This window comes from Streptomyces sp. NPDC012827, from assembly GCF_042900905.1.
In the GTDB taxonomy this organism is placed as follows: domain Bacteria; phylum Actinomycetota; class Actinomycetes; order Streptomycetales; family Streptomycetaceae; genus Streptomyces; species Streptomyces gulbargensis.
The window spans coordinates 138,395-150,856 of sequence record NZ_JBIBBY010000002.1 but is presented as its reverse complement, the minus strand read 5'-3'; the positions used below and the strand labels follow the sequence as shown (position 1 = coordinate 150,856).

Annotated in this window: 10 protein-coding genes and 1 pseudogene; 2 read left to right on the top strand and 9 right to left on the bottom strand. The window is 72.4% G+C overall.

Annotated elements, in window-relative coordinates; all coding sequences use genetic code 11:
* Positions 1-74: 74 nt before the first annotated feature.
* On the top strand, positions 75-1,478 hold the full coding sequence (gene lpdA / locus ACFY60_RS04080) for a dihydrolipoyl dehydrogenase (protein WP_388609988.1): 1,404 nt from the start codon (positions 75-77) through the stop codon (positions 1,476-1,478).
* Positions 1,479-1,682: 204 nt separating this feature from the next.
* On the opposite strand, the gene ACFY60_RS04075 is transcribed toward lpdA, so the two are convergent.
* The 9 genes from ACFY60_RS04075 to ACFY60_RS04035 form a co-directional block, all read right to left on the bottom strand.
* Entirely contained in the window at positions 1,683-2,489 is an 807-nt protein-coding gene (locus tag ACFY60_RS04075) for an HAD family hydrolase (RefSeq protein WP_388609990.1), read from the bottom strand.
* Entirely contained in the window at positions 2,486-3,775 is a 1,290-nt protein-coding gene (gene serS, locus ACFY60_RS04070) for a serine--tRNA ligase (RefSeq protein ID WP_388609992.1), read from the bottom strand. The genes ACFY60_RS04075 and serS overlap by 4 nt, the downstream gene beginning before the upstream one ends.
* A 524-nt stretch (positions 3,776-4,299) precedes the next feature.
* Entirely contained in the window at positions 4,300-5,235 is a 936-nt protein-coding gene (gene pheA / locus ACFY60_RS04065; RefSeq protein WP_388609994.1) for a prephenate dehydratase, read from the bottom strand.
* Positions 5,236-5,265: 30 nt separating this feature from the next.
* Complete coding sequence (efeB, locus tag ACFY60_RS04060) at positions 5,266-6,543, bottom strand: iron uptake transporter deferrochelatase/peroxidase subunit (protein ID WP_388609996.1); 1,278 nt, start codon at positions 6,541-6,543, stop codon at positions 5,266-5,268.
* 3 nt (positions 6,544-6,546) lie between these two features.
* A complete protein-coding gene (locus tag ACFY60_RS04055) occupies positions 6,547-8,526 on the bottom strand; it encodes a copper resistance CopC/CopD family protein (RefSeq protein ID WP_388609998.1) in 1,980 nt (659 codons plus the stop codon).
* A gap of 24 nt (positions 8,527-8,550) precedes the next feature.
* Entirely contained in the window at positions 8,551-9,009 is a 459-nt protein-coding gene (locus tag ACFY60_RS04050; protein WP_388610000.1) for a copper chaperone PCu(A)C, read from the bottom strand.
* Positions 9,006-9,743: an SCO family protein gene (locus ACFY60_RS04045; protein ID WP_388610003.1), complete on the bottom strand. Its 738-nt coding sequence runs from the start codon at positions 9,741-9,743 to the stop codon at positions 9,006-9,008. Before ACFY60_RS04045 ends, ACFY60_RS04050 begins: the two co-directional genes overlap by 4 nt.
* A gap of 40 nt (positions 9,744-9,783) precedes the next feature.
* Entirely contained in the window at positions 9,784-10,548 is a 765-nt protein-coding gene (locus ACFY60_RS04040) for a YcnI family protein (protein ID WP_388610006.1), read from the bottom strand.
* 150 nt (positions 10,549-10,698) lie between these two features.
* Positions 10,699-11,493, bottom strand: coding sequence for a hypothetical protein (locus tag ACFY60_RS04035; RefSeq protein WP_388610008.1), 795 nt, complete (start codon positions 11,491-11,493; stop codon positions 10,699-10,701).
* 273 nt (positions 11,494-11,766) lie between these two features.
* Between ACFY60_RS04035 and ACFY60_RS04030 the strand changes: the two are divergent.
* Positions 11,767-12,051 (top strand): annotated as a pseudogene (locus tag ACFY60_RS04030) (ATP-binding protein); the annotation flags it as partial.
* Positions 12,052-12,462 lie beyond the last annotated feature (411 nt).

The following is a 12,462-nucleotide window of genomic DNA, read 5'->3' as shown; positions in this document are numbered from 1 at the left end:
CCCGGGCGGGGGTCTCGGGACTACTGTGGGGCCGTACGCGGACCGAACACCCTCACCACCTTCGGGAGTCAGTCATGTCAGACCGCTTCGACGTCGTCGTACTCGGAGCTGGCCCCGGCGGCTACGTCGCCGCCATCCGCGCCGCCCAGCTGGGCAAGCGGGTCGCGGTCGTCGAGGAGAAGTACTGGGGCGGTGTCTGCCTGAACGTCGGCTGCATCCCCACCAAGGCGCTGCTGCGCAACGCCGAACTCGCCCACATCTTCCACCACGAGGCCAAGACCTTCGGCATCAAGGTCGACGGCACCGTCTCCTTCGACTACGGCGAGGCGTACCGTCGCAGCCGCACGGTCGCGGACGGCCGCGTCAAGGGCGTCCACTTCCTCATGAAGAAGAACGGGATCACCGAGTTCGACGGCCGGGGCACCTTCCTCGACGCGAACACCCTCCAGGTGGCGAAGTCGGACGGCACCACGCAGACCATCACCTTCGACAACTGCATCATCGCCACCGGCGCCACCCCCCGGCTGCTGCCCGGCACCTCCCTGAGCGACCGGGTCGTCTCGTACGAGCAGCAGATCCTCGCCGAGGACGCCCCGAAGTCGATCGTCATCGCCGGCGCCGGCGCGATCGGCATCGAGTTCGCGTACGTCCTGAACAACTACGGCACCAAGGTCACCATCGTCGAGTTCCTCGACCGGATGGCCCCGCTGGAGGACGAGGAGGTCTCGAAGGAGCTCGCCAAGCAGTACCGCAAGCTCGGCATCGACGTCCTCACCTCCACCCGCGTCGAGGCGATCGACGAGTCCGGCCCGCAGGTCCGCGTCACCGTCACCGGCAAGGACGGCGCGCAGAAGGTGCTGGAGGCCGACAAGGTCCTCCAGGCCATCGGCTTCGCACCGAACGTCTCCGGCTACGGCCTGGAGAGCACCGGCGTCGCCCTCACCGAGCGCGGCGCGATCGACGTCGACGGCCGCTGCCGCACCTCGGTGCCGCACATCTACGCCATCGGTGACGTCACCGCGAAGCTGATGCTGGCGCACACCGCCGAGGCCATGGGCGTGATCGCCGCCGAGACGATCGCGGACGCCGAGACCATGGAGCTCGACTACGCCATGATCCCGCGTGCCACCTACTGCCAGCCGCAGATCGCGAGCTTCGGCTACACCGAGGCGCAGGCCCGCGAGAAGGGCTACGACGTCAAGGTCGCCAAGTTCCCCTTCATGGCGAACGGCAAGGCGCACGGCCTCGGCGACTCGACCGGCTTCGTCAAGATCGTGGCCGACGCGAAGTACGGCGAGATCGTGGGCGCCCACCTGATCGGTCCCGACGTGACGGAGCTGCTGCCCGAGCTGACCCTGGCTCAGCAGTGGGACCTGACCGTGCACGAGGTCGCGCGCAACGTCCACGCGCACCCGACCCTGGGCGAGGCCGTGAAGGAAGCGATCCACGGCATCGCCGGGCACATGATCAACTTCTGACGCACCGGGCGGCCGTCCCCTCGTCCCCGAGCGGAAAAGCGTTCGCGTCCGAACAGGCGCCCGGCGCACACTGGTTGGGCGGGGGACACGGGGGATTCCCCGGGGGCGGCCGCTTCGAGCGCGCGGACCACGGTCCGCGCGGGCCGCGACCCACGAAGGCCCGCTCCCTCCGGGGAGCGGGCCTTCGTCAGGTCAGGGACCGGATCAGGCGTCCAGCAGGCGCTCCAGGACGAGCGCGATGCCGTCCTCCTCGTTGGTGGCGGTCACCTCGTCCGCCACGGCCCGCAGTTCCGCGTGCGCGTTGCCCATGGCCACGCCGTGCGCCGCCCAGCCGAACATCGGTATGTCGTTGGGCATGTCGCCGAAGGCGATGGTCTCCGCGGCCTTCACGCCGAGCCGGCGTGCGGCCAGCGAGAGGCCCGTCGCCTTGCTCAGGCCGAGCGGCAGGATCTCCACGATCCCCGGCCCGGCCATGACGACGTCCACGAGCCCGCCGGCCGTCCGGCGCGCGGCCAGGGCCAGTTCGTCGTCGGTGAGCGTGGGGTGCTGGATGTACAGCTTGGTCAGCGGCGCCGCCCAGACCTCCGCCGGGTCCTCGTACGGGACGTACGGCAGCGGCCCCTCGTGCACCCGGTAGCCCGGGCCCATCAGGACCTCGCCCTCCAGGCCGTCACGGCTCGCGGCCAGGGCCAGCGGTCCGACCTCCGCCTCGATCTTCGACAGGGCCAGACCGGCGAGCTGCCGGTCCAGGGTGAGCGAGGTCAGCAGCCGGTGCTCACCGGCGTGGTAGACCTGCGCGCCCTGCCCGCACACCGCGAGCCCGTCGTAGCCGAGGTCGTCGAGGATGTGCCGGGTCCAGGGCACGGCACGGCCGGTGACGACGATGTGCGCGGCGCCCGCCGCCGTGGCGGCGGCGAGCGCGGCCCGCGTACGGTCCGAGACGGACTCGTCGGCCCGCAGCAGCGTGCCGTCGAGGTCCGTCGCGACCAGGCGGTAGGGGAAGGGGCTCACCGGGAGATCGGCTCCAGGACCTCACGTCCGCCGAGGTAGGGACGCAGCACCTCGGGGACGCGCACCGAGCCGTCGGCCAGCTGGTGGTTCTCCAGGATGGCGACGATCGTGCGCGGGACGGCGCACAGGGTGCCGTTGAGCGTGGCCAGCGGCTGGACGACCTTTTTGCCGTTCCGCTCGTCGCGCATGCGGACGGAGAGGCGGCGGGCCTGGAAGCCGTCGCAGTTCGAGGCGGAGGTCAGCTCGCGGTACTTGCCCTGGGTCGGGATCCAGGCCTCGCAGTCGTACTTGCGGGAGGCGGAGGCGCCGAGGTCACCGGTGGCGACGTCGATGACCTGGAAGGGCAGCTCCAGGGAGGTCAGCCACTGCTTCTCCCACTCCAGGAGCCGCTTGTGCTCGCTCTCCGCTTCCTCGGGCGCGACGTAGGAGAACATCTCGACCTTGTCGAACTGGTGGACGCGGAAGATGCCCCGGGTGTCCTTGCCGTACGTGCCGGCCTCGCGGCGGAAGCAGGGCGAGAAGCCCGCGTAGCGCAGCGGCAGCTTGTCGGCGTCGATGATCTCGTCCATGTGGTACGCGGCGAGCGGCACCTCGGACGTACCGACGAGGTAGTAGTCGTCCTTCTCCAGGTGGTACACGTTCTCCGCGGCCTGGCCGAGGAAACCGGTGCCCTCCATGGCGCGCGGGCGGACCAGCGCGGGGGTCAGCATCGGGATGAAGCCGGCCTCGGTGGCCTGGGCGATGGCCGCGTTGACGAGGGCGAGCTCCAGGAGCGCGCCGACGCCGGTCAGGTAGTAGAAGCGCGAGCCGGAGACCTTGGCACCCCGCTCGACGTCGATGGCGCCGAGCGCCTCGCCGAGTTCCAGGTGGTCCTTGGGCTCGAAGCCCTCGGCCGCGAAGTCGCGGATGGTGCCGTGCGTCTCCAGGACGACGAAGTCCTCCTCACCGCCGACGGGCACGTCGGGGTGGACGAGGTTGCCGAGCTGGAGGAGGAGGCGCTTGGCGGTCTCGTCGGCCTCGTTCTGCTCGGCCTCGGCGGTCTTGACGTCGGTCTTGAGCTGCTCGGCCTTCTGTAGGAGCGTGGCGCGCTCCTCGGGGGTGGCCTTGGGGATCAGCTTGCCGAGCGCCTTCTGCTCGGATCGGAGCTCGTCGAAGCGGACGCCGGACGACCTGCGCCGCTCATCGGCGGAGAGCAGGGCGTCGACGAGCGCGACGTCCTCTCCACGGGCGCGCTGGGAGGCGCGAACACGGTCGGGGTCCTCACGGAGCAGGCGAAGGTCAATCACCCCACCAGGCTACCGGGGCGTTCTCGCCCGCCCCCACCGGATAAGGTCGCGCGTGTTGATTTGCCCGGATTGAACCGCTTGGGAATTCCGGAGGCCGCTGCTCCGGGGCCCTGTGAGGCGGCGATCGGCAATAGTTATCCACAGGCTGTGCGGAAGTTCTGTGGATTGCAGGGAAGGTCGCAGGAATCACCCTCACCGGCCGGGTAATTCCGTGATCAAACATCATTTCCATGCTCATTCGGGTGGGAATTGCCCGCTCCGACGGCTTGATTCCCGCTGGTGCGCCGACCCGGGCGGGGCTGCCCGCCGTGGACGAGGTGTCGGACGGCGTGGCGGCCAAGGGTGATTTGTCGACCTTGTCGGGGGCGTGTTGTCGACTTGTCCCCAGGTCGGCGGAGCTCCTGTGGATAACCTCTGTGGGTAACCGAAAAATATGCAGGTAGGACTAGTGGTCCGTGCCTGTGGACGACCGGCTCCGCGAAACGGGACGGCCGGTCATCCTCGGGGGAGACCCGAGAGCCGGGTCAGGCCCGGCCGTCCTGGGCACGCGCGAGCCAATCGGAGGCCGCCATGAACTCCTGGTCCGACGTCCCCCGCCGCAGCGGCCGCACGTCCTCCGGCGCCACCCCCGCCCTCGGGTACGAGCCGAGGAACCGCACCTTGGGGCAGATCCGCTTCAGGCCCATCAGCGCCTCGCCCATCCGCCGGTCCGCGACATGACCCTCGGCGTCGACGGCGAAGCAGTAGTTCCCGATGCCCGCCCCGGTGGGGCGGGACTGGATCAGCATCAGGTTCACCCCGCGCACCGCGAATTCCTGGAGCAGTTCGAGAAGGGCACCCGGATGGTCGTCACCGAGCCACAGCACCAGCGAGGTCTTGTCCGCACCCGTCGGCGCCGCCGGCCGCGCCGGACGGCCCACGAGCACGAAACGGGTCTCGGCGTTCTCCGCGTCGTGGATCTCGGTGACCAGCGCCTCCAGACCGTACGTCGCCGCCGCGAACTCCCCCGCGAAGGCCGCGTCGAACCGGCCCTCCTGCACGAGCCGGGCCCCGTCCGCGTTGGAGGCGGCCGACTCCCAGGTCGCCTCGGGCAGATGCGCCCGCAGCCAGTTCCGTACCTGCGGCTGCGCCACCGGGTGGCCCGTGACCGTCTTGATGTCCGACAGCGCGGTCCCGGGGCGCACGAGGAGCGCGAAGGCGATCGGCAGCAGCACCTCGCGGTAGATCATCAGCGGCTCGCCCGAGGCCAGCTCGTCCAGCGTCGCGGTGACCCCGCCCTCGACCGAGTTCTCGATCGGTACGAGCGCGGCGGCGGCCTCCCCGTTCCGTACGGCGTCGAGGGCGGCCGGCACCGAGACCATCGGAACCAGCTCCCGCGTCGCCGCCTCGGGCAGCGTCCGCAGCGCTGCCTCCGTGAAGGTGCCTTCGGGACCGAGATACGTATACCGGGTGGCGGACATACCGTCACCCTAATGGGCCCGGTGGCCCGCTCACCCCTCCAGCAGCCGCTGGCCCACGTACTCGCCCTCGGCCGCCCCGCCGGGCACCGCGTAGAGGCCGCTCGACTCGTGCCGGATGAACGGGGAGAGCGCGTCGCCCCGGTCGAGCTTCCGCTGCACGGGGACGAAGCCGCGCAGCGGGTCCGCCTGCCAGCAGACGAAGAGGAGTCCGGCGTCCGGGATGCCGTCGGGGGCGATCCCGTCGTGGAAGGAGAACGGCCGGCGCAGCATCGCCGCCCCGCCGTTCTGTTCGGGGGCGGAGATCCGGGCGTGCGCGTTGTCGGGGATCACCGGCCTGCCGTCCGGGCCGAGTTTGTTTAGGTCGAGCTCCGTGGTCTCGGTGCCCCCGCTCAGCGGAGCCCCGTCGGACTTCCGGCGCCCGATGACCTTCTCCTGCTTCTCCAGGGAGAGCTTCTCCCAGTCGTCGAGCAGCATGCGGATGCGGCGCACCACCGCGTACGAGCCGCTGGCCATCCACTCCTGTCCGCCGGGCGCCCCGGCGGGGACGAAGATCCGGCGGTCGAAGTCGGGCTCGTCCGGCTTCGGATTGCCGGTGCCGTCGATCTGCCCCATCAGATTGCGGGCGGTCATCGGCTTCGCGGTGGCGCCGGCCGAGCGGTTGAAGCCGTTCATCTGCCAGCGCACCCGGGCCGCGTCGCCCGCGTCCTTCTGCAGGGCGCGCAGGGCGTGGAAGGCGACGAGGGCGTCGTCGGCGCCGATCTGCACCCACAGGTCGCCCTCCGAACGGCGCGGGTCGAGCGCGTCGGAGGAGAAGGCGGGCAGCGGGTCGAGTTCGGCCGGGCGCCGGGCCGTGAGTCCCGTCCGGTCGAAGAAGGTCCGTCCGAAACCGAAGGTGACCGTGAGGGAGGAGGGTCCGGCGTCGAGCGCGACACCCGTGTCACCGGCCGGTGCCTCACCCGCCATCAGCGCCTTCGCCGTCGCCGACCAGCGGCGCAGCAGTGCAGCGGCCTCCTTGCGGCCCGCGCCCGGGGCGAGGTCGAAGGCGACCAGGTGGCCCCGTGCCTGGGAGGGGGTGGTGATGCCCGGCTGATGTTTCCCGTGAAACATCACCTCGGTCGCGCCGACCGTGGACAGCGCGGGAGCGCCGCCGGGGCCGCTCGCTCCCCCGGAACCGCCGTCGGACACGGCGGCGGAGACGCCGGCTCCGCCGGCCGCGCCGATGGCGAGTCCGGCGGCGCCCGCCGCGCCGACGGTGCCGAGCAGCCGCCGCCGGGAGATCTCAAGGGTGTCGTTGTCGCGCTCGGTCACGGGTCAGCCGATCTTCACGTTCTTCTCGATGGTGGTCTGGTCGATCTCGGAGGTACGGACGGTCACCTGGATCCGCCAGTCGCCGGGCATCGGGATCTGGACGCCGCTCGCGCTCCAGTGTCCGGTCTGGATGCGGTCGGGGGCGACGGGCAGCGGGCCGACGCCCTTCTCCCGCAGGGTGAGGGCGACCTTGATCTCGGGGACGTCCAGCGGTTTGCCGTTGGGGCGCTCGACGTAGAGGTGGAGCGCGTTGGCGCCGGTGCGGCCGGGGTCCAGGCTCAGCCGGACCACGCCCTGGCCCTCGACGCCACCGGTGTCGAAGGGCAGCCGGACGTCGACCGGGCGGTCGGGCACGGCGGCCGTGCCGGTGGCGGTGGTACGGCCGGCCTCCTCCTCGGTGCGGCCCGGCTCGGTGGAGGTGAGGACGGTCGTGACGGCGAGCAGCACGACGGCGACGGCGGCCTCCGTGAGCACCGAGCGGCGCAGCCCGCTCCGCTCCGGGTCCGCGTCGCGCTCCCGCTTGCGGCGGGCGGTGGCGACGGCGGCCCGCTGCCGGGCGAGCTGCGCGGCCCGCTCGGGGTCGGGTTCCGCCGCGCCGCCGTCCTCAGGGGAGACCTCGTCCTCGCCGGGCTCCCGGCCCGGCTCACCGGCAGCCGGGTCCCCGCCGGGCCGGTCCTGCCCGGTCCGGTCCCCGCCGGTCTCGTCCCCCTCGCCCAGGGCCCTGTCCGTCACCCCGGGGGTCGCGTCCGCGAGGCGGTGCGTCCAGCGGCGGGAGATCCAGGCGATGCCCACGAGCACGGCCATCAGCCCGATCTTGACCAGCAGCAGCTGCCCGTACCGCGTGCCGGTGAGCGCGGACCAGGAGCCGACCTGGCGCCAGGACTGGTAGACGCCGGTGGCCACCAGGACGGCCACCGAGGCGAAGGCGACCTTCGAGAACCGCTCGACGGCCGCGCGTTCCACCGACGGCGCCCGGTGGAGCGCCACCAGCAGCACCGTGAGGCCGCCGAGCCAGGTGGCGACCGCCAGGAGGTGCAGGATGTCGACCGGCATGGCGATGCCGGGCTGCAGACCGGTCGAGGCGTGCTCGGCCAGTGCCCACGTCCCCGCGATGCCGGCCGCGACGACCGTTCCGCCCAGACCGAGCCCGAAGGCCAGGTCCTTGCGCTCCTTCGGGTCCGTCCGCCGGGCGTAGGAGCCGAAGAGGACCGCCACGAACAGCGCGGCCGCGCCGAGCAGCAGCAGCCGGGAGGTGAGGGCGGCACCGGTCTTGGTCTCCAGGACCGCCTTCAGCCCGGCCAGGTCGAAGGCGTCGGCGAGTTCGCCGGAGCCCGTGTACGGGTTGCGCAGCAGCAGCATGGCCAGGGTGGCGCCGGTCAGGGTCAGCCATCCCCGTACGACGGCCCGCTGCACCGGCCGGACGCCCGCGCCGCGCGGCCAGCAGACCAGCACGAAGGCGCCGCCGCCGACGAGGACGGCGAAGCCCGCGTACGAGAGGTAGCGCGCGACCCCGTACAGCACACCGACGAGGCCGCCGCCCGGGCTGCGCTCGGGCAGCGCGACCGAGGTCGCCGAGGGCGCCCCGACCGAGAACGTGAAGGCCCCGGCGATGGGATGGCTGTCGGCGGAGACCGTCTGCCAGGCGACGGTGTACGTGCCGTCCGGAAGACCGGCGCGCAGCGCCACCCCGTACCGGACGACGGCCCCGCTGCACAGGTCGATGATCTCCCCCGTGTCGACGCGCCGGCCCGCCGGGTCGAGGACCCGGATCGAGTCGGCGCTCATGGCGACCTGTTCGGAGAAGGTGAGGTTGACCTCCTTGGGGGCGGTGGCGACCACCGCCCCGTCCTTCGGATCGCTCCCCGTGAGCGCCGCGTGCGCGGAGGCGGGGGCGGCGCCGGTGAGGAGCGTGCCCAGGAGCGCGGCCGCGACGAGCAGCAGCCGGGCCAGGGCGGTACCGAGGCGCGGGGCGGTGGTTGTCATCTCTGCGTCACTCCGTCAACGAGCTCAGTGCTGCCGCGGGTTGTGGTGGGGGGCCTCGACGGGGACCTCCACCTCGATCGGGTCCGACTTCTCGAAGTGGAGCTCGACACGGACCTTGTCGCCCTGCTTCGGCTTCGACTTCAGTTCCATGAACATGATGTGGTTGCCGCCGCGTTCGAGCGTGAGCTTCCCGTTCGCGGGGATGTCGAAGGACGGCACCTCCACCATCTTCTGGTTCTTGGTCTCGTGGATGGTGACGTCGTCCGAGAGCGGGCTGGTGACCGAGGTGAGCTTGTCCGCCGCGCCGCCGCTGTTGGTGATGGTGAGGAAGCCTCCCGCCATGTCCGAGACCGGCTGCGGGATGAACGCCCCGCTGACCTTCAGCTGGGGTTCGTCCCCGCCGGCGGAGCAGCCGGTCAGCGCCACCGAGGCGGCGAGCGCGACGGTGGCGGCGAGGGACAGGACGGTGGTGCGGCGGGTCACGGGTTCTCCCCCTTGATGAGCTTCGGCAGGTCCTTGGCGTAGTCCTCGACGGTCGTGTTCTCGCCGTACAGGACGTAGCCCTGGTCGGTCTTCGGGGAGAACGCGATCACCTGGGCGCCGTGCATGGAGACGACCGTGCCGTCCTTCTCCTTCTTCGGCGGGTCGATGCCGATGCCGATCTGGCGGGCGCCCGCCTGGATCGCGGAGAAGTCACCGGTGAGTCCGACGAAGGAGGGGTCACCGGCCGCCGGCAGCCACTTGGCCAGCTCGGCGGCGGTGTCCCGCTCCGGGTCGGTGGTGACGAAGACGACCTGGAGCTTCTCCTGGTCCGCCTTGGGGAGCTTCTTCTTGGCGACGGCGATGTTGCTCATCGTCAGCGGGCACACGTCGGGGCAGTGGGTGTAGCCGAAGTAGATGAGCGTCGGCTTGCCCTGGGTGCGCTCGCGGAGGTCGTACGTCCCGCCCTTGGTGTCGGTCAGGACGAGGTCGGGCTTGGTGAACGGCCGGTCGAGGACGGTGGCCGCCTTCGTGGTGGTGGTGCCCCCGGAGACCTGGGCGACCGCACCGGAGGGGGCGGGCTTGTCGTCCCCTCCGCCGAGGCCGACGGCGGCGGTGATGCCGAGGGCGGCGACGATCGCGACGGCCGCGACGATCAGCGGGGTACGCCGCCCGGGACGGGCCGTACCGCGCTGCTCATCACCGGACGCCGCAGGGGATGTCTTCTCTACGGACATGCTGTTTCTTTCCGAGTTCTGCGGATGAGGGGGGCGGCCGTCAGGCCGAGCGCCGGCGTCCGGCGAGGACACCGAAGGCGACGCCGGCGAGGCCCACCAGGATGCCGATGACGCCGAGGACCCGGGCCGTGGTGTCGCTGGAGGAGGCGGCGGCCGTCTTCTTGTCGCCGGCCGTGTCGGCGTGGCTGTCCTCGGTGCCGGCGTCCGCGCCGGAGGCCGAGGCCGAGGGGGCGGGGGCGGTGGTGGCCGCGCCGCCGTGGTGGTCGCCGGAGGCCGGGGCGAGCTTCAGGACCGGGGCCGGGAACTGCGGCTCCTCGGCGCCCTCCTTCTGCTCCTCGATCCAGCGCACGACCTCCTTGTTGTCGTACGTCTGGATGGCCTTCACGACGAGCCGGTCGGTGTTCTCCGGCAGCCGGCCGAGGGAGAGCGGGAACTGCTGGAACTGACCGGGCCCGATCTTCGAACCGTCGGCGGTCCAGGTCACCTTGGAGACCGCCTCGTTGATCTTCTTGCCGTGGAGTTCCAGCGGCTTGTCGAGCTTCGTCCGGGTCACCTCCGCCTTCCAGCCCGGGACGGGCTGCGGCATCACCGAGGCGAGCGGGTGGTCGAGGGGGAAGTTGACCTCCACCTTCACGGTGGAGGCGTTGTCGCGCTCGTTGGGGACCTTGATGTTCACGGTCGCGTAGCCGCCCTGGGCGGCCTCGCCCTGCGGCTGCACACCGACGTGTGCGAAGGCCGTGCCGGACAGCAGCAGGACGGAGGCGGCGGCGGTGCCACCGGCGACGAGGACACGGGAAACGTTCATGGCGTAAGGACACTCCAGCTCGGAGGGACGGAAGGGTGACCGGCACGCCGTGTCGCGCCACGGGACCGGGGTCCCGGACGGGCCGCGGGCCGGTGGGCCCCGGCCGGGCGTGCGGACGGCCGCGGTCCCGCTCCGGACGAGCGGACCGCGTCAGGCTGCGAGGGCGCAGTCGGCGGCCGGCGGGCCGCGGCGGATCACCGTGTGCTGGAGGGCCTCGGCCACCGGCGGTGGCGAGGAGTCGGAGGCGGTACGCGGCCGGGGCCCCGGTCCGGTGCCGGGCGCGCCCGGCAGACCGGCGAGCAGGGCCCGTACGAGGCGGAGCGCGGCCCGCAGCGCGCGGACGGGCGCGCAGACGGCGAGCTCCGTGGCGCCCTGCTCGGAGAGCCGGACGAGACCCACGAGGGCGCGGTCGCCGCGGCGCAGGAGCCAGCCGGTCGCCAGGGCGGCGAGCAGGTGCCCGAGGAGCATGGGCAGGCTGGGCAGCAGTTCGGCGGCGGGCCCGGCCGTCGTGACGGCCGCGGCGCCCGGGTGGGCGTGGGCGGCGGCGGTGGCGGCCGCCGGGTCGAGCCCGGCGTCCCGCACGATCCGGGCCGCCTCGGCCGGCCCGAGGGTCGCCGCGCTCGCCCCGCAGACCAGCTTGGCGGCCAGCCGTACGAGGGCGTCGTCGGCCTGCTCGCTCAGGGCGAGGTGCCGCTGGCCGGCGCCGAAGAGGACGTGGAGGCCGAGCTGCCCGCCCGCGAGGGCGCCCACCACGAAGCCGAGGGACCGCTCGCGGTCGGTGAAGAGGAGGACGGTCCCGAAGACGCCGAGGAAACCGGCGAGCAGGGACCACAGGGCGATGCCCGCGCAGGCGGCGAGCGCGTGCCCGAGCCCGGACAGCACGACGCAGACCGCGGCGAACACCGCGGCCCTCAGCAGCCGTGGAGCGAGCGGCGGGGCAGACATGGCGGGCCCATCATCGCACCACGGGCGCCCCCGGCAGGAGGCAGGTCCGTAAGGTCGCACTTGGGGGACTTGCTCGCCTTGCGGTGCTTGCGGCTGTGGCGTGGCCGACCGCCCGCGGCGGCCGGGTCCGCCCCGGCGCGGCCCGCCGTCATACACCGGCGTCCGGGCCGGTGCATCCGCCGAACGAGCGCTCTTGTCCTCACGGGGGGCTTACGGACCGGTGCGCAGGGCAATACGTATCGGTATGTCGAGCCGCTGCCGGGAGGCTGGAGCATGAGCATCTGGTGGTCACTCCATCTGCGGCGCGAGGCGGCGAGCGTGCCGCTCGCCCGCAGGCTCCTGATGGGCACGATGGAAACGGCGGGTGTCGATCCCGACGTGTCGTACGAACTGTCCGTCGCGCTCACGGAGGCCTGCGCCAACGCGGTCGAGCACGGCGGTGGCGCAGGTACGGGGCCGGGCCGGGGCGCGGCCTCGGAGGCGTACCGGGTCACGGCCTACCTGGACGGCGAGACCTGCCGTATCGAGGTCGCCGATTCGGGCCCGGGCTTCCCGGGGGTCGGCCGCCGACCGGCTGCGGGCCTCACCGGAACAAAGGGTTCCGCGACGGACGGCCCCGTCACGGACGGCCCCCTGACGGACGCCCCCGTCACGGACGTCCCTGCGGCGGTCGACTCCGGGGCGCGTGGACCGGTGGCGGGGGGAGGCGGTCCGGACGGTTCCTGGTCCGGTGCACCGGCCGCCCTCGTCGGAACCGTGCTCGGCGGCCCCGTGCTCGGCGGTCCTGTGCCGGACGGTCCTCCGCTCGGCGCTCTCGCCCTCGCCGAGGCCGAGAGCGGGCGGGGCCTGCGGCTGATCGAGGAACTCGCGGACCACGTGCAGTTCGGCAACCGCTCGGGCCTCGGCGGAGCCGTGGTCAGCTTCGACAAGATCCTCAAGTGGAAGGACAGCCCGTCCCTCCTCCTCGCC